The organism is Xylanibacter ruminicola (assembly GCF_900142525.1).
In the GTDB taxonomy this organism is placed as follows: Bacteria; Bacteroidota; Bacteroidia; order Bacteroidales; family Bacteroidaceae; genus Prevotella; species Prevotella ruminicola_A.
The window spans coordinates 60916-80669 of record NZ_FRBD01000009.1 but is presented as its reverse complement, the minus strand read 5'-3'; the positions used below and the strand labels follow the sequence as shown (position 1 = coordinate 80669).

Annotated in this window: 18 protein-coding genes; 10 read left to right on the top strand and 8 right to left on the bottom strand. The window is 40.9% G+C overall.

Annotation, left to right across the window (positions count from 1 at the left end):
- Window positions 1-79 precede the first annotated feature (79 nt).
- The 4 genes from BUB86_RS07165 (at window position 80) to BUB86_RS07150 (ending at window position 4660) form a co-directional block, all read left to right on the top strand.
- Window positions 80-1906: a DUF349 domain-containing protein gene (locus BUB86_RS07165; protein ID WP_073207572.1), complete on the top strand. Its 1827-nt coding sequence runs from the start codon at window positions 80-82 to the stop codon at window positions 1904-1906.
- 8 nt (window positions 1907-1914) lie between these two features.
- Window positions 1915-2391 (top strand): nucleoside deaminase, encoded by a 477-nt coding sequence (locus BUB86_RS07160; protein WP_073207568.1) that lies wholly within the window; start codon window positions 1915-1917, stop codon window positions 2389-2391.
- Window positions 2392-2732: 341 nt separating this feature from the next.
- Window positions 2733-3029 carry a DUF1016 N-terminal domain-containing protein gene (locus tag BUB86_RS07155; protein WP_073207563.1) on the top strand — a complete coding sequence of 99 codons (297 nt, stop codon included), beginning with the start codon at window positions 2733-2735 and terminating at the stop codon, window positions 3027-3029.
- Between the two features lie 23 nt (window positions 3030-3052).
- Window positions 3053-4660 (top strand): site-specific integrase, encoded by a 1608-nt coding sequence (locus BUB86_RS07150; RefSeq protein WP_139261497.1) that lies wholly within the window; start codon window positions 3053-3055, stop codon window positions 4658-4660.
- 44 nt (window positions 4661-4704) lie between these two features.
- Here BUB86_RS07150 and BUB86_RS07145 read toward each other — a convergent pair whose 3' ends face one another.
- A complete protein-coding gene (locus BUB86_RS07145) occupies window positions 4705-5397 on the bottom strand; it encodes a helix-turn-helix transcriptional regulator (protein WP_073207557.1) in 693 nt (230 codons plus the stop codon).
- 177 nt (window positions 5398-5574) lie between these two features.
- On the opposite strand from BUB86_RS07145, the gene BUB86_RS07140 reads away from it, so the two are divergent.
- The 6 genes from BUB86_RS07140 to BUB86_RS07115 all read left to right on the top strand — a co-directional run bounded on the left by BUB86_RS07140 (window position 5575) and on the right by BUB86_RS07115 (window position 12338).
- Window positions 5575-5976 carry a helix-turn-helix domain-containing protein gene (locus BUB86_RS07140; protein WP_073207554.1) on the top strand — a complete coding sequence of 134 codons (402 nt, stop codon included), beginning with the start codon at window positions 5575-5577 and terminating at the stop codon, window positions 5974-5976.
- 153 nt (window positions 5977-6129) lie between these two features.
- Window positions 6130-7362 (top strand): hypothetical protein, encoded by a 1233-nt coding sequence (locus tag BUB86_RS07135; protein WP_139261495.1) that lies wholly within the window; start codon window positions 6130-6132, stop codon window positions 7360-7362.
- Window positions 7363-7379: 17 nt separating this feature from the next.
- Window positions 7380-8825, top strand: coding sequence for a replicative DNA helicase (gene dnaB / locus BUB86_RS07130; RefSeq protein WP_081373145.1), 1446 nt, complete (start codon window positions 7380-7382; stop codon window positions 8823-8825).
- Between the two features lie 31 nt (window positions 8826-8856).
- Window positions 8857-9513, top strand: a complete 657-nt coding sequence (locus BUB86_RS07125) for a ParA family protein (RefSeq protein ID WP_073207544.1) — start codon at window positions 8857-8859, stop codon at window positions 9511-9513.
- Between the two features lie 50 nt (window positions 9514-9563).
- Window positions 9564-9878: a hypothetical protein gene (locus BUB86_RS07120; protein WP_027454886.1), complete on the top strand. Its 315-nt coding sequence runs from the start codon at window positions 9564-9566 to the stop codon at window positions 9876-9878.
- Window positions 9879-11069: 1191 nt separating this feature from the next.
- Window positions 11070-12338 carry an ATP-binding protein gene (locus BUB86_RS07115; protein ID WP_254795119.1) on the top strand — a complete coding sequence of 423 codons (1269 nt, stop codon included), beginning with the start codon at window positions 11070-11072 and terminating at the stop codon, window positions 12336-12338.
- A gap of 34 nt (window positions 12339-12372) precedes the next feature.
- Here BUB86_RS07115 and BUB86_RS07110 read toward each other — a convergent pair whose 3' ends face one another.
- Genes BUB86_RS07110 through brxL form a run of 7 tightly spaced genes read right to left on the bottom strand, consistent with a single transcriptional unit; the run spans window position 12373 to window position 19742 of the window.
- Window positions 12373-13305 carry a PGN_0703 family putative restriction endonuclease gene (locus tag BUB86_RS07110; RefSeq protein ID WP_073207537.1) on the bottom strand — a complete coding sequence of 311 codons (933 nt, stop codon included), beginning with the start codon at window positions 13303-13305 and terminating at the stop codon, window positions 12373-12375.
- A gap of 49 nt (window positions 13306-13354) precedes the next feature.
- A complete protein-coding gene (locus BUB86_RS07105; protein WP_073207534.1) occupies window positions 13355-13792 on the bottom strand; it encodes an NUDIX domain-containing protein in 438 nt (145 codons plus the stop codon).
- 43 nt (window positions 13793-13835) lie between these two features.
- The gene (locus tag BUB86_RS07100; protein ID WP_073207532.1) at window positions 13836-15734 is read right to left on the bottom strand and encodes a DUF262 domain-containing protein; all 1899 of its coding nucleotides are present in this window, start codon (window positions 15732-15734) and stop codon (window positions 13836-13838) included.
- Window positions 15735-15744: 10 nt separating this feature from the next.
- A complete protein-coding gene (locus tag BUB86_RS07095; protein WP_073207529.1) occupies window positions 15745-17007 on the bottom strand; it encodes a DUF262 domain-containing protein in 1263 nt (420 codons plus the stop codon).
- 4 nt (window positions 17008-17011) lie between these two features.
- A complete protein-coding gene (locus tag BUB86_RS07090; protein WP_175549432.1) occupies window positions 17012-17287 on the bottom strand; it encodes a hypothetical protein in 276 nt (91 codons plus the stop codon).
- A 10-nt stretch (window positions 17288-17297) separates the two neighbouring features.
- A complete protein-coding gene (locus BUB86_RS17850; protein WP_073207522.1) occupies window positions 17298-17663 on the bottom strand; it encodes a hypothetical protein in 366 nt (121 codons plus the stop codon).
- Between the two features lie 6 nt (window positions 17664-17669).
- A complete protein-coding gene (gene brxL / locus BUB86_RS07080; protein WP_073207518.1) occupies window positions 17670-19742 on the bottom strand; it encodes a BREX system Lon protease-like protein BrxL in 2073 nt (690 codons plus the stop codon).
- Window positions 19743-19754 lie beyond the last annotated feature (12 nt).

Sequence of the window (19754 nt, the reverse complement as noted above, 5' to 3'; positions counted from 1 at the left end):
AGTTTCAATAATAATGCTTAATTTTGAACCCAAATGTTGATGATGCTAAGCATCATTTAGTAGTAATTAATATAGTTAAATGATGGACTCTCAAGAGAATACCCTCGAGTTGGGTACAAACGAAGAAGTAGTTAATGAGGAAGTTACATCTCAGGCAGTTGAGACAGAACCTCAAGTTGAAAACGAAGAGCAGACTCGTGTAGTTTACGAGACTAAAGCCGACGTGTTGCACCGTCTGCAGGACATCGCCCACAGCGACGAGACACCGCAGAAGGAGGAAGTGGAGTATCTGAAGGCTTCGTTCTACAAGTTGCACGTGGCTGAGCGTGAGGCTAAACTCAAGGCTTATCTGGAGGCTGGTGGCGATCCTGAGCAGTATCAGTACACACCCGACCCTGAAGAGGAGTCGTTTAAGGCCGAGATGGGCATTATCAAGGAGAAGCGTGCCAAGATATTCAAGGAGATGGAGGCCGAAAAGCAGGACAACCTGACTAAGAAGCTGGCTATCATCGACCGTATCAAGGCTATGGTAACCACTCCCGATGAGGCCAACAAGAACTACAAGGAGTTCAAAGCCCTGCAGGAGCAGTGGCGCGAGATTAAGAATGTGCCAGCTGATAAGGCCAACGAGTTGTGGCGTAACTATCAGTTGTACGTAGAGCAGTTCTACGATATGCTTCGCCTGAACAGTGAAGCCCGCGAGTATGATTTCAAGAAGAACTTTGAGCTGAAGACCGCCCTCTGCGAGGCTGCCGAGAAGTTGGCCGACGAGGAGGATGTGATCAGCGCTTTCCACCAGTTGCAGAAACTGCATCAGGAGTATCGCGAGATAGGTCCTGTAGCCAAGGAGCAGCGTGAGGACATATGGAATCGCTTTAAGGCCGCATCTAGCGTTATCAACAAGCGCCATCAGGCACACTTCGAGGGTGTTCGCGCCAAGGAGGAGGACAACCTGGCACGTAAGACCGTGCTCTGCGAGAAGGTAGAGGCCATCGCTGCCGAGGAGAACAAGGGTAGCGGCGACTGGGAAAAGCATACCAAGCAGATTATTGATATCCAGACAGAGTGGAAGACCATCGGCTTTGCACCACAGAAGATGAACGTGAAGATATTTGAGCGCTTCCGTGCTGCATGCGATGACTTCTTTGGTCGTAAGGCTGCTTACTTCAAGGGCCTGAAGGAGACATTCAAGGATAATGCCGACAAGAAGCGTGCCCTGATTGAGAAGGCAAAGGCTCTGCAGGATTCTACCGACTGGAAGTCGACTGGTGATAAGTTCATCGCCCTGCAGAAGGAGTGGAAGACCATCGGTATGGTGCCCAAGAAACTTGGCGACCAGCTGTGGGCTGAGTTCCTGGCTGCATGTAACACCTTCTTCGAGGCTCGTAATGCCGCAGGAGCAGGACAGCGTGGTGAGGAGCGTGAGAATCTGGATAAGAAAGTGGAGATTATTGCGAAACTGAAGGCTATTGCCGAAGAGACTGGCGACGATCTGGCCGACAAGGTTCAGAAGCTGGTTGAGGAGTACAATGCCGTAGGTCATGTGCCTTATAAAGAGAAGGATAAGCTCTACAAGGAGTATCATGCCGTTCTCGACAAGCTATATAAGGACTTGAACATCAGCACCGCCAAGCGCAAGTTGAGCAACTTTAAGCAGAACCTGAAGCAGGTGGCTGAGCGTGGTGAGAACGCACTCGACAACGAGCGTGCACGTTTGTTCCGTCAGTATGAGGCTCTGAAGCAGGAAATCCAGACCTATGAGAACAACCTGGGATTCCTGAATGCCAGCTCGAAGAAGGGCAACAGCCTGATAGACGAGATGAACCGCAAGGTGCAGAAGCTGAAGGATGATATGGCTCTTGTGCGCGAGAAGATCAAGGCTATTGATGCAGAAAACAAACAGTAATATAGCGGATGATAACAGAACAAGATAAACAATTTATGAGAGAAGCCATCCGCCTCGCCAACGAAAGTGTTGAGCGAGGCGGTGGTCCCTTTGGAGCCGTCATCGTTAAGGACGGCGAGATAGTGGCTGGTAGCAGCAATAGTGTGACAATCGACAATGATCCTACTGCTCATGCTGAGGTGAACACCATTCGTAAGGCATGCCAGAAGTTGCGTACTTTCGATTTGTCTGGATGTACTATCTATACATCGTGCGAGCCTTGCCCAATGTGTTTGGGTGCCATCTATTGGGCGCGCATAGGTAAGATATTCTATGGCAACACCCGTAAGGATGCCCGCGATATCGACTTTGCCGATGACTTTATCTATGAGGAGTTGGAACTTCCACTAGAGAAGCGTACCGTGCCCATCAAGCCGCTGTTGCGTGATGAGGCGCTGAAAACTTTCCGCCTGTGGACTGAGAAAACTGATAAGATAGAATACTAAAAAAAGAAATCGCTAAGCGTAGTGCTTAGCGATCTTTTTTCTGTTGGGGTACCCGGACTCAATATATGGTGATTGAAAGAAATCAGTAAAAATCGAAGTTTTTTAAAAAGCCTGATTTTATAGGTGTTTCCGGGGTTTTGCAAGCAGCTTGTATTATCTTAAGTAATGTTAAATTTGCGTTATCACGGGAAAAACACGGGAAAAATTATGCATTCCCGTGGCTTTTTTTGTGTATCTTTGCAGCCGTATTTTAATGCTCAATATTTTAAAGTTCGCTTTATATATTCGTGGCAAAGGTACGATATTTATTTGAGAATAACAAACATATTAGGATATATCTTATGGAAGAGGTCGGGAAATATGCGCAGCCAGAAGCACAGATGCTGATAGAAGACTTGCGACAGATTGTCAAGCAGGCACGTATTCATGTGGCTGCTACAGCAAATTATGAACTGACAATGATGTACTGGCATATTGGCGAACGAATTAATCGCGATTTGCTTGGTAACCAACGTGTAGAGTATGGAAAACAAATTGTGACGCAGGTTGCGACACAATTACAAGAGGAGTATGGAAAGAGAGGATTTGAGACAAGAAATATCAGAAGGATGATGCAGTTTGCTTCTCTTTTTACCTAACAGAGCTGCCGCCTCGTCATGTTTTGATGCAGCAGATTCAAAAATCATTGGAGGTCGCAAAGGCCAGAATTGAAAACACTATTGACAGTGAAGAGTATTTTTTTGATATGGCACAGATAGAACTTAGAATATCGAGTAAGGTACAGAAAGAAACTGGAAGGAGTGAAATCATGGTGCGTTTCTTTCAAGGAACATCGTTTGATCTTTATTCCAAAAGTGGGATATTTGTAAATCCTGAGTACTTTGAGTATTATATTAATCGTGAGAAAACGGAGAAAGCAGGTGTAAAGGTTCCTGGTAACGCTATTACGTCGTCTGTTGAGAAAGCTGAGAAAAATGGCTATGCGCTTCGTAAGAGTGGTACTATTGTTTTCAAGCAGCGTTTAGAAACGCCTGAGGTAAAATACCATCGTGAACAGGTTGAACGCATTGAAAAATTGAAGAAATTCATTCTTGATCGTTTTGAAAGTGTCGATAAGAGTGGTCTTTCAAGTGAATGGCTTAAAGAGGTGGTTGACATGTTTCATCATCCGGAAAAGTATAACATAAAGACGACAGATAAGTCATTTTTCGATCTTGTTGAATTGTATATCAGTCGTCATCAGCTTGCAGAGTCTCATGCAAGAACTTTTCGCGTTCTATCTCGTGTTATAGCCAGATATCAAGGATATGTCAGAGCTACTGATAAAGTGAGGAAGGATTATGCTTTCTCCATAGATGCCGTTACTCGTGACGACATAGAGGAGTTAAGTGAATATATGCGCCATGAGAAAGAGTTGTCAGAGATGTATCCAAATCTATTTGCAAAATTGATTGAGGAATATCCTGCTTCAGTAAAGAAAGGACGCAATGTTATAGAGGCGCGAGGTGAGAATACTATTATCAAAATGCGTACGCGCCTGAAGTCGCTCTTCCTGTTCTTTGTTGAAGAGGGCATGACTTCAAATCGCCCTTTTGATGGTGTCAAGATTGGTACTGCCAAGGTCGGTACACCTTATTACATAAGTATTGAGGAGAGAAATAAAATTGCAGACTGTGATCTTGAACAGAAATGGTTGGAGATGGATGATGGCTTTCGTAAGAGCATAAACGTGAAAATCGAAACCATTATAGCATGCAGAGATATTTTTGTTTTTCAATGTTTTATAGGATGTCGAGTAAGTGACCTTGTGAAGTTTACTCCCCAGTACATTGAAAATAAAATACTTGCATACACGCCCAAAAAAACGGATGATCAAGAGGAGGCAATTCAGGCCAGAGTTCCACTGCATCCTAAAGCTATTGAACTGATAAAGAAATATAAAGGTCAAGACAAGAAAGGAAGACTCTTCCCCTTTGTTTCTGCTCAAAAATATAATGATGCCATTAAAGCGATATTCACAATGGCCGGGATTACCAGGAATGTCGAGGTTCGTAATTCACTGACAGGTGAATATGAACTGCGACCAATCAATGAGATCGCTTCAAGTCATCTTGCTCGCCGTACTTTCATTGGCAATGCTTACTTCAAGGTAGCCGATCCTAACTTGATCGGTAAGATGAGCGGACATGTTGAAGGGTCTAAGGCCTTTAAACGTTACCGCAATATCGAAGATGAAACTCTTAAGGATGTAATAGATCTTATTGGGTAGTATTTAATCAAAGCACTTAACCATAGCATATTTAAAAAGATGTGCTATGGTTTCTTAATGCTTTTAAGCTCTTGGTTCTCCTTCCATAGACTATTAATAAGATTAACCATGTTTTTTATGTTCTTTCCATACTTGGCCATAACATCATAATCCATCAAGACGGCGGTAACAGTGTCTTCTATGGAAAGTTCATCAACATATTTAACCAAAATATTGTCTATAGTCTCGCCTGCAATCATTTCACTACAGGTCTCCAACCAATAATAGCAGCTAAAAAAATCGTATTTCAAGAAATTGGATATTAAAACCAATTTTCCTGTATCAATCGAGTCGTTCTTTAAAAGTCTGCTAACCTCTTGATGTGAAACACCTAAGAAATCTCCAAGTTCTGCTTGAGTTACTTTATTCTTTTTCAGAATGTCTATTATTCTATTGCCGATATGTGGATGACGCAGGACACATCCTCCAGCCCATATGTCATCATCTTCACCTTTTAAATTAATACATAATTGATATACAGGATCAAGTAATTCGGATTTAGAAAAATCCGCAAAGAGATTGTATTTCAAGTGTTCGCATATACCACATAGAGTTTCTGTATCTATTGTTTCCTTGTTTAGAAGACGGGTAACATATGTTGGCGGTTTCTCTAACATACGTCCCAATTGTGCCTGAGAAATACCTTTCTCGGCAATTATTTCCCTTATTTTTTTTCCTATATTTAAATCTTCAATCATACACAAATATACAGCAACTCAGTTAAAAGTTATTAAATAATATACGCAAATATATTGCGTTTCAAGTGTTTTGTGTATATTTGCAGCAAGTTTCAATGCCCCAATAATACACATGCCGTATCTGGGTGCAAAAATACAAATAAATAATTATATAACAAAATAAAATAAAAAAAACTTATGACACAGAGTGTTAACAATCTGAACGACGTCTCCAATCCACAAACTTTGGATTTGGATTTCGAGAGAAAGTTACTTGCAAGTAAATTGGTATCAGAGGTACATCGGAGCCCCAATCATGTCTCGGTAACTCTCACTGGTAACGGAGTATTAGCTTTCATAAAAGCTCTGCAGACCTTTGCTATTGAGGAAGGAACAAATCTTCAAATGGAGCAAAAAAACGATTGCGGATTGTTTCCGGAACAGAACAAGGATATGGTTAGTAAAAAAAGTGTAATAACTGGTTTGGGCGTAAGTCATACCACGTTATGGAAGTGGGAACAGAGAGGTTTTCTTGTTCCTGTGAGAGTTGGAAAGAAAATCTATTATCGCCGTTCCGACATTGAAAAACTAACGAAATAAAAAGAAAGGTCCCGAGCAATTTGCCCGGGATAATCTTCGCAGATGTTATACCTTCCATTCATCCAAATGCAAAGGTACGAATTTTCTGCGAAACTTCCAAATTATTTGAAAGAAATAGATTAATTATCAGTAACAATGCATTCATTTTATAAAATGAGAAATGATCTTCATGATGAATGGTTTTTTAAAAATCCACAGTATTTATTGTGGTGGGGGGATTTAATGCACTGTGCTTGCTGGAAGTCCGAAACCGTTATGGTAGGATCTATACCCATATCATTACATAGAGGACAGCTTATTGCGAGTATAAATGATCTCGTGAAGCGTTGGGATCGAAGCAAGGATATGATTATCAAATTTATAAAGGTCTTGGAGACAAAAGGCCTTATTATTAAAACAACCAAGAATAACATTTCAATAATAACTATTCTTGATTATGATTTAGAGGATGACACCGACAACCTTGCCGACAACCCTGAACATATCCAGAATACCGATAAACAAAGTACTTTCAAGAGATTAAACGGTAAGCAAACCGACAACCTTGTCGACAACCTTAATACGACCGACAACCTTGCCGACAACTATGCCGACAACCTTTCTGTCGTAATGACCGACAACCTTACCGACAACCCTGAACATATCCAGAATACCGATAAACAAAGACTTTCCAAGAATTTGATGGGTAAGCAGACCGACAACCTTGTCGACAACTTTCCTGCCGTTACGACCGATAACCATGCCGACAACCTTGCCGACAGCTATATAATATATAAAGAAGAAAGAATAAAGAAATCGACGTCGACGACGCGCGAAAGTAAGGCTAAAAAATATTCATTAGAGAGTACGACAGGAAATAACGACAAGAGTTCTGGCAATAGTTCTGCAATATCGACTTTATACGGTATTGGTAAGTTGCTTAGTGATCGGAAAAGTCTCTTGCTTCTCCAGAGAGAATCGGGATTTTCGAAAGATGAGGTGATGCTGTGGATAGAAAAGTTTGGCAAAAAATGGGAATTGTCAGAACCCACACATGATAGTTATAATCATCTCGTAAAACATGTACAAGACACTCTAAACATCAAAAGGAAGAAGAACGAAAAGCCAGGGAAACTGCTTGTCAGTAATGAGTCAAGTGCCAGGGAGATATGGAATATTATACAAGCAGATCTTTGTATGCAGTATCCTGATGGTGTTTCTGTTCTTGGGAAACTTAATTTTTTCGGATTCTGCGGCAACGACATCTCGCTTGTGGCTCCATCTCGAGATGTAAAGGAGACAGTAAAAGAGAAATACATTGCATTAATAAACGAACAATTCGAAAAATATTCAGATTCTCCTATTAAAGTGAAATGTGGAACAATAAAGGAACAGAAAAATAATTAAAAATTTACACTATGACAATGGCTAATGAAATGACCAACATGAAACGTGCAAAATCCATAAACAGCAACATGTATGCACGTGTGCAACCACAAGCGGTTGAAATGGAACAAGCTGTGTTAGGTGCTCTAATGATTGATGTTAATGCTTTCGACCTTATCTCTAACATCCTGACTCCAGAGAGCTTCTATGATCCTCGTAACCAGCAGGTTTTTGGGGTTATTTTGAAACTATTTAATTCCAAAGAAGGTCGAAAACCTATAGATGTGTTGACGGTAACCGATCAGTTAGCTAAGCAGGGTAAACTCGAAGAGGTGGGGGGACCTGGATATGTGGCAGAATTAAGTTCTGGTGTTGCGACGTCAGCAAACATCGAATACCATGCTCGTGTCCTTGCGCAAAAGGCACTGGCACGCAAACTTATAAAGTTCGCTAACATGGTTGAGAATAGGGCTTTTGACGAAACAACAGATATTGACGACCTGATGCAAGACGCAGAAGAGTATCTGTTTAGGTTGAGCAAAGAAAACATCAAGAACGATTATAAGCAGATAGATCCGATCTTGAAAGATGCTATACATGAGGTTTCTGCTGCCGCTGGTAATTCCGATGGTATTACAGGTATTGCCACTGGATATGAAGAACTCGATCGTTTAACGAGCGGATGGCAAAACTCTGACCTTATAATCATCGCAGGACGACCGGCAATGGGTAAGACTGCTCTTGCCTTGTGTATTTCCAGGTATATCGCAATAGATCAAGAGATACCATTGGCCTTCTTCTCATTAGAGATGTCTTCTACACAGCTGGTGAAACGTATTGTTTCAAATGTTAGTGAAGTAGAAGCCGCAAAATTACGCAATGGTCAGCTTGCCCCATATGATTGGGAGCGTATAGATAATGGCATCTCCCGCATACTGGGAAAACCGTTTTATCTCGACGACACCCCAGGTTTGTCTATCTACGATTTAAGAAGTAAGGCGAGAAGGCTTGTAAAGGATCATCATGTGAAGGCAATAATAATTGACTATTTGCAGCTAATGTCTGCCAGTACAACTCGATATAGTACCAGGCAAGATGAAGTGGCACTGGTATCTCGCTCACTTAAGGGGCTTGCCAAAGAGCTAAACATCCCAGTTATAGTCCTTTCTCAACTTAACAGAGGCGTTGAGAACCGTGAAGGATTAGAAGGTAAACGTCCTCAGCTCAGTGATCTTCGTGAGTCTGGAGCTATTGAGCAGGATGCTGACATGGTTATGTTTGTGCATCGCCCTGAATACTATCATATCTATCAAGATGATAAAGGTCGTGATCTGCACGGTATGGCACAGCTTATCATAGCCAAGCAACGTAATGGAGCTACCGGGGATGTTCTCTTGGAGTTTAGAGCAGAATTAACCCGTTTTTCTTCTCCTGATAGAGAACGCTTAATAGGGATGAAACAGATAGAGGAACTCGAATATTAACTTATTTATAAACGAAAAAAAAGAATTAAAAATGAAAAAACGTATTATTTTATTCACCAACATTAAGGGTGGAGTAGGCAAGACCACGCTTTGCGGGCTATTTGCCACTTATCTGGCTCAGCAGGGCATTCCTGTTGCCGTTATGGACGCTGATATCCAGCAGTCTTTGTGTCGTCACCGTCAGCGTGATTTGTCGGATAATCCTACAGAGGAGCTGCCATGGCAAATTCAATCCATCAATACATCCGATGATGAGATGGTAGAATCGTTAATGGAGAAGCTTAAGAGTATTCCTGGCTGGATCCTGATTGACTGTCCTGGCAATGTCAGCGACCACGCATTAAAGTACATCTATCAGGCTGCTGATGTGGCCATAGTGCCATTTGGCTACGATACTGACACTGTCGATGCTACGATGCTCTTCTGTGACCTTTTTAAGCGTGTATGTCCTGCTAAAATGGTTTTTGTCCCCAATAATATCATTGTTAGTGATGAGAGAAGGGAACAAGTAAAGAAAGACCGTGATGAAGCCGTTAAGCTTCTTGGTAATATCGGCTATGTAACACCACGAATTAAGCATGGTGTGGCCGTAAAGAGCTACAATACGCTTAATACTCTTGATTATTGGCAAGAGAAGGCTGTAGAGAATGCCTTTAAGCCACTTATAGAGAAGATTAAGAAATTGTAGAATTGTAGTTAAGTATGAATGTATACAAGTACACATTAATAAATGAAAACATGAAAAAGATAAAGATAAAACCAGTCAATGTGAATCTTGATGACATCATGAGGGAACAAACGGGGCAAACTCCTCAAAAGGACAAAACATATGTTCGCTCAGTGAAAAAGTTGCAAGATAACAATGAATATCGACGTTGTTCCTTCATTTGTAGTCCTGAACTGTGGGAAAAAGCACAGGCTATAGCCCATAAAGAACGCTTTTCTGTGCGTAACGTCATGGAGCATTGGATGCAAGCAGGAATTGCGTCTTATGAAGGTAAAAACGGAAAGATAAAGCTTAAAAAGGGGCGAGCCATTGATGATGTTATGTAGAGGTATACATGTCTATATGTGGCTATGTATAAATGAATACGAGTATACTGGTATTAATGTATACATGTTGCCATGATTGTGCCTTGGATTGTTTAATGTAGGCGGGAGAAGATGAAAGCTCTCGCCTACTTTTTTAAAAGTGTAGACTAACGAATTCGGGAACAAAGCAACAATTTCGGGAAGATGGGCAACAATTTCGGGAAGTAAAAGTAACGAATTCGGGAAGATAAGTTGCTTTTTTTGTGATAAAATTTATGTAACATTCTGTTAATCAGTTAGTTTCTGTTCATCCTTGTTGTTAACAAACGATCATATAACATATACTTTTATTTGTTTTACTTATTAAAGCTTTATTTATGATTTAATATAATTCGTTATAGCAAAATACATCAACTCCCCTTTAAACAGAGGGTTTTCGGGCTATCTTCCCGAATTGGTAGCCGAATCTGAGTTATCTTCCCGAATTGGTAGCCGATAATGGGTTATCTTCCCGAATTGGTAGCCGATAATGACTTTTTTATCATGCTTATACCTACCAGATAGTCTTCATTTGGCCGTTTTTGTGCAGCTAAACATCGTTTTATCTTCCCGAATTGGTAGCTGTATCTGGGTTATCTTCCCGAATTAGTAGTTTTGCCTATTAATTACCCGAATTAGGAGCCAATTCTGTCTTATTACTCGAATTAGGAGTTTTTAGCCTGTTAATTACCCGAATTAGGAGTTTTTCGGGGGAAATCTACCATGTTTTAGGGCTATTTATGATGCTTATAGCCTACGAATTCGGGTAATTGGGATGTTTTTACACACGAACTCGGGTAATTAGACACACGAACTCGGGTAATAATGGGTACGGATAGTGTATACAAGTATTAATGATTACATGTATATTGGTGTTAATGAATACAAGTACACAGGTATAAATGTATACATGTTGCCATGACTGCGCTTTAGTTGGTTCTTGTAGGTGGTGCCTGAAAAACACGTAGGGATTTCTACGAAAAATCACAAACAACCGAACAAAATCATCACAAACAACCGAACGAATTCATCACAAACAACCGAACAAATTCGCCACAAACAACCGAACAAAATCACCGCAAACAACCGAAAAGTTACATAAAAATTTGGATAATTCATTATAAATCAGTAACTTTGCACACAAAATCAAAAACAAATAAAATGATGGACAGTATGTATAAACCAAGAATTGCCGACAGACTATTAGCTCGCAAGCTTGCAGGCAAGGGGGCTGTGTTGATTGAAGGTCCTAAATGGTGTGGCAAGACAACTACCGCTCGCCAGCACGCCAAGAGTTTACTTGACTTAGGTGACACTGAAGTTTTGAAACAGAGCAAACAGATGATGGAAATCAGTTCGAAGACACTCCTCCAAGGCGAAACACCCAGACTGATTGACGAATGGCAGACAATAACAGAACTATGGGACACTATCAGAAATGAGGTTGATAAGCGAAGTGCTTTTTCTCAATTCATCCTGACGGGTTCTACTGTTGCTCCACAGGCTGAAGACACTGTTCACAGCGGAACGGGGCGTATTGGCAGAGTCAAAATGCGACCGATGAGTCTATATGAGTCTGGCGAGTCTACCGGCAGTGTCAGCCTGGCTAAGCTCTTTGATGGCGAGACGTTCGAACCGCAACCAAATAGCATTGATTTGGAGCGTATAGCCTTTCTGACATGCCGTGGTGGCTGGCCACAAGCAACGCTGCTGGAAGGTGATATTGCACTGGATCAGGCCTTTGGCTATGTTGATGACATTTCTGAAAGAGATATACAACGTGTTGACGGAGTAAAACGCAGCCCAGAGCGTACACGTCTACTACTCCGTTCGTATGCCCGCAACATTTCTCAGCAAGTACCCTATAGCACCATCAAGGCCGATATGCTGTCAAACGACTCACAAACACTTGACGAGGATACCGTTGCCGACTACATCAAAGCACTGAGAAAGCTTTTTGTAATTGAAGACCTTGATGCATGGAATCCAAATATCCGCAGTAAGGCAGCTATTCGTACAAGCGACACACGCCATTTCGTTGATCCAAGCATAGGTACGGCATCGTTAGGCTTAGGTCCCAAAGACCTAATAAATGATCTGGACTCGTTCGGACTTATCTTCGAAGATATGGCCGTGCGAGACCTGCGTGTTTTTGCCGAGGCACTCGACGGGAAACTATATCATTATCGCGACAGTTCAGGCCTGGAGTGTGACACCGTGTTGCATCGTCGCAATGGCACCTATGGACTGATAGAGGTGAAGCTTGGTGGCGAAAAACTGATAAACGATGGTGCAGATGCTTTGAATAAGCTTGCCGACACCATAGACACCACAAAAATGAAGAAACCTTCATTCAAGATGGTTCTAACTGCAGTTGGTCCCTATGCATACCAAAGGCCAGATGGCATATTTGTGGTTCCCATTGGTTGTTTGAAAGACTAACACAAAAAACGGCTCCTCAAATGGGAGCCGCTTTTCATTTGGGTATGTACCTATTTTTAAAATACTCGAATGGTGCTTTATCCTCATCGGGGCATACCTCTAAAGTCTTGGTGATAAAATCTTCGAGAGAAATGGCAGAAATCTTATGCTGGAATTCAGGTTTAAGCTCATTCCGTAATGATGCAACCTCTTTTTCTGTAGTAGGATGCTGTGCGGGGGCGAGCACAACGGAATAGCATCTGTGTGCACCCTCAATAATACCATAGCACTCGGTAAGAAGGAAGTTACGATATATTTGCGTCACAACTTTCATGCCTTCTAACTTCTTTTTCTTATCCTTGGCTGCCTCTGCACTCTTAAGCAGTTCTGCTTCAGTTTCAGGTTTGAACATACCAATCCTCTTAATCCATACATCATATAGCACATTGCTCTTTCTACTGGTGTTTTCGCCTAACACATCAGTATACTTTGTTTCTATAGCAATAAAGGCAGGTTTGCCATCCGTATCTTTATAACGTACGATAGCATCCATTGCGGTATTATCGTTCAGATATTTTTTAATGTCTGTATCCAGATACTCTAATCCCACTTCTGTAACCTCACTTATATATTTGTCGGGCAATATATTCTGAAAGATTCTGCTGACAATGTCGCCCTTACCTTGCTGTAGCATTTCTATAAAGGGACAAAAGAGGTTAAATGCCATTGGCTGACTGGATAGCATATTGTTGAAGAGTCGATATTCGTCAATCGTCTCATGAGGTTGTTTGTTTTCTACTCTATGTTTGGCATAATTAAAAGTAAACTCGTTCACAAAGTTCTTACCTGTCTTGTCGCCATCAACCAACATGTTTATTTGTGGCGTACCTTTCTTAAGGTGTGGCCCAACTCCAATGGGCTCGCCCATACGTTCGCGATACCTCCCCTGTAGTTCTCTGCACTTCTGAGTAAATTCTTTAATTGTCATAGAGTCTTACTTAAGCATTTCATCCTTAATAATTGATTAATCCCAGCATTTACTTCCTACCCTCTTCATATTTTTGGAGCGCATCCTGCATGATATCATAATGGTCAAATGCCAGATTTGGCAAGTCAGACAGTAAGAACCACTCTGCCTTGGCAGCATCATCTTGACCAGTTACAGCTGTCGGTTCATCAATGATAGCCAGATAAGCTACAGTTATTGTACGACCTCTTGGATCGCGATCAACCTTTGAGTATGCTCCAATTTGGCGAACCTCTGTCACTCGAAGTCCAGTCTCTTCCTCAAGTTCCCTGATGGCGCATTGCTCCGTTGTCTCATCCATATTCATGAAACCACCGGGGAAAGCCCAGCCTCCCTTGAAAGGCTCATCGCCTCTCTGAATCAGCAGCACCTTTGGTTCTGCCTCCTTCGTTATTACAATGCAGTCTGCCGTTACTGCAGGTCTTGGGTATTTGTAAGTATATGCCATAAATTACTATTATTTACGTGCCTTGTTACGCGCATTCATAAGTTCAAAACTCTTCAGATATGGTATCTTCTGTAAGCAAATTTATCATATCTTGTTCATGTTGGGCACAGATAGTGTCTTTCCATTGTTGGCTTGCATTAACACCTTGAGTCTTTTCACTCATAATACGTAACTTGAGACTACCTTTCTTTATCATATCCTTGAAAGTGCTCTTCTTCGCTTCTGGTGACATGTTTGAGAAGCGTGAATTTACATTTCGTTGGATAAGACATAGGTTACCAAATCTGTCCACATCATCATCCCAGCGTTCAAATGTTCCTTCCGAAGGATTGCGTGGATACCAATGTTCTACAGAGTTACGGAACTCAAATGTGAAGTCCACATTGTCATCTCTTTTCCAAAGCAGGAAGTCCAAATAGTTAAGTACGGCATGTGGAGTATTTACTCCCAGTGAGTATTCCTGATTTTCAAGGAATTCTCGTACTGGACGTTTCGCTATCTCATCGATTTTATAAGTGTAATTAGGTATTTCTGTAGATAATTCTTCCACATTTGATGATAGCCATATTAATAAATCCGTTATCCAGTGCATAACCTTCGGAGAAGTGTAGGATACACGGAGAGCAGATTGTAGCATAAGGTTGTGTTTATGACGCCATTTGTGAGTTAATTCCCTTTGATTGTATCCCCTGAAACAAGTATTTGCATAATAAGCTCGCTTATTTGATTGTTGGCCAGACACGTGCAGGGATTTTAAACTCCACTCGCCATCAGACGATTCGTTGGCGTATTCTCGTTTGATAATATATTTATCAAACAGATATCTTGTTCTTAGTAAGCAGATTATAAAATCACGAGAGAATTGGGAACGATTGATTGGTTTTCCATCCTTTACTCCATAGTCCAGAATACGTTCAAAAGAAGATATCAGTTTCTTGTCATCTAACAATTCGTATACTAACGTATCTCCATCTCTATGTTTAATTTCGGGATGCAAGGCAAGATAAACCTTAAGTACATGAAGCAAAAAATGCGGAAATTCTATTATACTTTCAAATCGAACTCTCGTATCATCATCCAAATATCCATCTTCTATGTCGACAGCATAGTTAGGACGTATTATGTCTGAAATTAGGGATCCTGACATTGATACTGATGATAAAGAAAGTTGACGGTAATCGGTTAATCTATGCGAAGGAATCTGCCCCCAATTCCAACCAAATAATTCTCCACGAAGTGTTGTTGTAAAATGCATTTGTACATAACAAGACATATCACGGCATGCATCCCATATCGTGGAGAAAATAGCTTGATCTTTCCTACTTCCCAGTAATTCGCTCATAAGTCGGGCCTTAAGCACATCGCTCTGTTCCAACTGCTCACCACGGGTATTCATTATTTCGAAATAATGATTTAGATCTGTATGTTCTGGTACCTCTATTCGATAAAGCACTATGTTTTCTAGTTTTCTAACGAAATTAACCTTGTGTTCATCTGTAAACTTTTCAATAGTTTCTTTGATGATATTCAATCCACTAATAATGTTCTGCTGCAGACTGTCAGCATCATACTTGTCCCTTTCATCATTTAGTATGGGTATGATGTGTCGAAGAGTATAGTTTGACTTTTCACGGCAGGAAAAAGATAAAGCATCCTCATCTCCAGTATCAATTCTTAAATAACTCAGCAATAGAAATAAAGTGGTTAAACGCTGTTGTCCATCCACAACCTCATATACTCCTTCTTGATTCGAAACAATCAAAGAACCAATGTAGTAGTTGTCTTTCAAGTTTACATCATCTATATCTTCGATGAGTTGAACTATTTGTTTCTCTTCCCATGCGTAGTCACGCTGATAGAGAGGTATACTATATCTTACTGACTTAAATATCGTCGAATCACCTTCTAATATATGTAATTCTGAGATTTTATTTGTTTTCATCTTAAACCACTCATTTTTTTAATAGTACATATAAGTCTATCTGTTCATCTGTCCAGTATTTTTTATCGAGTCGAGGTTCTGTCTTAATCTGAAGATTACCAATTTCTGTATGTAATCGTGCTAAACTGATCTTGGAAAATACAGCGATGCAATTGGTATAATTAGGTGACCATTCACCAATTGCATATTTATTAACAGAGTCTGCACCTAAACTTTGTAAATCCATACGAAGCATAAATGCCCACATAAACAGTTTCTTAACAGCCAACTCATCCATATTATGGAATTTGTCGTAATAAAACAACAATACTGCAAAGAATAGATTTCTAACATGTGTAAGTCCAGCGGAAGAGTGCTTTTGTGGAATACAGTATGTACAAAGCTGTCCAAACACAGGATTGGTGACAAGTTCATGCTTGATATTTGCTAACGTACGGAGGTAGTGGTCAACCATATCAAAGAAATCTGAGCCTGCAATGAATGGTTCAGTTATTTGGAAATACGGTGATGCTTTGCTTGCACGGCGAGCATATGTGTAGGAAGAAGTGGTAGAAATGCCTTTATAAGTATCAATGTCATGTTCTGTAAATGTCCAGGTCTTTGTACAACGAGACCAGTTCCAAATCGGGAACAGATAAGCAGAAAACAGTTCGCGGATTTGTGACACATCTTTAGCCTCCCATTTCGTTACGGCATATTCCATCTCATACTTATCGTTCTGCATTTCTCGAAGGTGGAAGGCCTTAAGTAAATCGTGAGGATCCAAAGCTCGTCCTCGAGTATTTTGCGAATCAAATAGTTGAAATGCTTCAGATTCTTTTTTTACCTGTATTACAACCATCTCCAACACGTTTGACAATGCTTTCTTGAAAGATTCTTTGGTTTCATTGTCGCGCAACGAAAACCACTCACGAATATGAATGTAGTTGTCGTGAATATGCTTTTGTGTGCTTTTGTCGTAGAACTTTGTTTGCAGAATAGCATTGTCAAAATCGTCATCCAAATATTTGGATATCAATGTGAGCGAAATTAATCGCTGCTGACCATCTACCACATTAAGCATTTGGTCCGACTTATGAAGGATTATTGTACCGATACGATACTTGTAATCTGAGAAAGCCAAACTTTGCTGAATAGCGTTGTTTATATCCCAGAGCATAGTATCTATACTCAAAATGCTCCATTTATATGGTCTTTGGTATTCTGGTATTGACAGGTTTAACTGCAAACACTCAGAAACAGGAAGAATCTCAATATGATTTTGATTTGCCATATGTTTATAATTTCTTTTTCAGTTTCTCAACAATCATGTTTCCACGCTTTGGTACGAACTGCTCCATAAAGTCACAGTATTCATCCACCGCTTTGAAATATGTCTCAGGCTTCTTAGGTTCTGGCATAATTGGCTTAGGGGTGGGTTTTGACGCAGCGATTCTGTCCTCCTTGGATATTTTATCTACAGGTTTTAAATCACTTATAAAGGATAGGACTGCGTCCATATTTAGTTGTGTCTTCGAAAACACAATGCCAGATAAAGATCTTTTCTTTTTCATATGCTCCATATTAATCCCAACCTTCTTCGTCATTATTCTCCATATATCGGCTCATACCGTTGTCCTCCATGTCATCTTCCGATGCAGGGTCAAAACCACGCATATTATCAGGTTTGCGGGGAGAACGACCTTTCCCAAGGGGTGGCGGAGGTGGTGGCTCCATGCGTGATTGATGTAGTGGTCTGCCATTCATTTCCGGTGGTTCCATTCCAGGTTCAGGAAATGGTGGCCGGTCGATAGAATCTGCAATGAAAGATGAATCAGCCATCACAGTATCATCCTCAATGATACCTGCTTCTGACTTACTACGATTAGAACATGCACATACAAAGATGAGCAAAACTAACGCTATTGGTACAAACAGACGATACTTCATGCTGGTCTATTCTTGCACAAATGTTGCTGAGAATGCACGACAACGACGATTAGTTTGACGAACGCTGCCTAAAGAGAATCTTCCGAACTTCTCAAAGATGTCCAGACCACGTGAGAGAGTTATCTTCCAACCATTATCAAGAACAATATTCCTGTCATGATCTGCATCGAAGAAATAACTAAAGTCGATTCCCACAGCAGCTAATTCATCCTTCAACTCATCGAAGGTATCAATCATTTCAGGAACCTTCTCTTCATCATTCTGAGTGTGAAGTTCAATAGTAAGTTCTTCACTATTATTGCTACATTCACGTACAGTCTGTATAAACTCCACAAGGTTTTCTATCTGGAAAGGTGCACGGATGTAAGGATCGGTTATAACAATGTGCGATGCAGTTTCAAGATAGTCCCCAAATAGTTTCTTGTATGAAACATTTGACTGATTGGCCCTGATCTCAACGAATTTTGAAGCCAGTTTTTTCTGTTTGACCTGTTCTTCTGGAGCCTTAATCTCCTCCTTAGAAGATGCTGGCTCAGCGGTTTTCCCTACTGTAGTGTCTGGCAACTCAGAAGTCTCATCATCAGGAAGAGTCTGCTCATGAGCAGGAACGAATTCGTTTTCTATTTGTTCCAGTGTCAACACCTTGTGCTTTTCTCCTGTCTTAACATTGATATACTCAAATTTGGCAGGTTCTGCTGTAAATGTTTCGTCGATGACATAAAGCTGGTCTTTCACACGTTTACGGCATTCTGCAGCGAACTCAATTAATTCAAAAGCTTCCTCGTCTGTAATCTTCTGATCAGGATAGATTAACTTTACCATTCCTGAGAATGTCTTTCGAATTGCCAAATGATCGCGCTCTGATAGTGAACCGTCAAATTTAGCATAATCCTTCAGCATTCCCGTCAAATCAGTATTTCGCATGGCATGAAGAACTGCAGCGATGTAGTCTGTGATTAAGCCATATCCCTTAGAAAAACTATCTTTCTTCAGCATCTTTATTTCCCATCCTGGGTTATACAGATGGATTCGATCAAGGAATGCACCCTTAACAAATGGGGTTGGGATACTCTCAAAAAGATGACTGTTCTTCAGCATGTATGGGACTGTATGTTTCGTATTTCCCACAAACGACATAGAAGCAGACGCTTCGTGAGTAGCCTTACCACGGTTAAACGATTTGTTGGCAAGGTAGTTCTGCATGATGTCAATCAGGGTCGGCTCTACAGCACGGCCTTTCTGTTGTTCAAACTCATCCCATGCTACTACATCCCAATAACCAACCAGACCGAGAAGTTCCTTATTACCTGACATCTTTACAAATAATCGAGCAGATGTCACATCACCACCACTAACCAATACACCATAAGGTGATAGCTCCTGGAAAACATGGCTCTTACCAGTTCCCTTGGGACCAAGTTCAACAAAGTTGAAGTTGTTTTCTACATGTGGCAGCAGACGAGCCAATGTGATGAACTTCTCTCTTCTGTTCATTAATTCAGGGTTCAGACCAACGGTATGCATCATGAAATCAATCCATTCTTCCGTAGTGAATTGCTGACGTTGGGCGATGTAGTCTTGTACGTCAATATTGGAAATCTGGATAGGTTTCAATGTCTGGATGTCCCAGCGCATTTTAATATCTTCTCCCTGTATATAACCGATGGTGACAATACACCACACGCCATTACCTGAAAGTAACTTTGGGTTAGCTTTGACATATTGAGTGCCAATTGGCACATGAGTCAATCCGAGATTAGCAAACTCAGCTTCATACTGGTCTGCTTTTTCGTTTAATGTCACAGATATCTTATCAATGACGCGATAACGACCTGCCTCGCGAATCTTTCCTTTTACAGATTCTGCTTCAGCACGATGAACATAGTTATTTTGAATTACCTGTTTAACCTTCTCCAGTCCCTGTTCGATGGCTTCTTCGTCATCGGTAGCGCAGTACTGACCTAAAAGGTACTCCAATACATATGTCGGAACAGGAAGACCACCTTTTACTTGGAAAGCAAGGTCTTTTCTTACCACTTTGCCTATAAAGGCACTCATTATCTTCTGCTGTAGTGTCATATCTATAGTTTT

Coding starts and splice junctions, on each gene's coding strand:
- BUB86_RS07165 (WP_073207572.1), top strand. CDS start 80: ATGATGGACTCTCAAGAGAATACCCTCGAGTTGGGTACAAACGAAGAA.
- BUB86_RS07160 (WP_073207568.1), top strand. CDS start 1,915: ATGATAACAGAACAAGATAAACAATTTATGAGAGAAGCCATCCGCCTC.
- BUB86_RS07155 (WP_073207563.1), top strand. CDS start 2,733: ATGGAAGAGGTCGGGAAATATGCGCAGCCAGAAGCACAGATGCTGATA.
- BUB86_RS07145 (WP_073207557.1), bottom strand. CDS start 5,397: ATGATTGAAGATTTAAATATAGGAAAAAAAATAAGGGAAATAATTGCC.
- BUB86_RS07140 (WP_073207554.1), top strand. CDS start 5,575: ATGACACAGAGTGTTAACAATCTGAACGACGTCTCCAATCCACAAACT.
- BUB86_RS07135 (WP_139261495.1), top strand. CDS start 6,130: ATGAGAAATGATCTTCATGATGAATGGTTTTTTAAAAATCCACAGTAT.
- dnaB (WP_081373145.1), top strand. CDS start 7,380: ATGGCTAATGAAATGACCAACATGAAACGTGCAAAATCCATAAACAGC.
- BUB86_RS07125 (WP_073207544.1), top strand. CDS start 8,857: ATGAAAAAACGTATTATTTTATTCACCAACATTAAGGGTGGAGTAGGC.
- BUB86_RS07120 (WP_027454886.1), top strand. CDS start 9,564: ATGAAAAAGATAAAGATAAAACCAGTCAATGTGAATCTTGATGACATC.
- BUB86_RS07115 (WP_254795119.1), top strand. CDS start 11,070: ATGTATAAACCAAGAATTGCCGACAGACTATTAGCTCGCAAGCTTGCA.
- BUB86_RS07110 (WP_073207537.1), bottom strand. CDS start 13,305: ATGACAATTAAAGAATTTACTCAGAAGTGCAGAGAACTACAGGGGAGG.
- BUB86_RS07105 (WP_073207534.1), bottom strand. CDS start 13,792: ATGGCATATACTTACAAATACCCAAGACCTGCAGTAACGGCAGACTGC.
- BUB86_RS07100 (WP_073207532.1), bottom strand. CDS start 15,734: ATGAAAACAAATAAAATCTCAGAATTACATATATTAGAAGGTGATTCG.
- BUB86_RS07095 (WP_073207529.1), bottom strand. CDS start 17,007: ATGGCAAATCAAAATCATATTGAGATTCTTCCTGTTTCTGAGTGTTTG.
- BUB86_RS07090 (WP_175549432.1), bottom strand. CDS start 17,287: ATGAAAAAGAAAAGATCTTTATCTGGCATTGTGTTTTCGAAGACACAA.
- BUB86_RS17850 (WP_073207522.1), bottom strand. CDS start 17,663: ATGAAGTATCGTCTGTTTGTACCAATAGCGTTAGTTTTGCTCATCTTT.
- brxL (WP_073207518.1), bottom strand. CDS start 19,742: ATGACACTACAGCAGAAGATAATGAGTGCCTTTATAGGCAAAGTGGTA.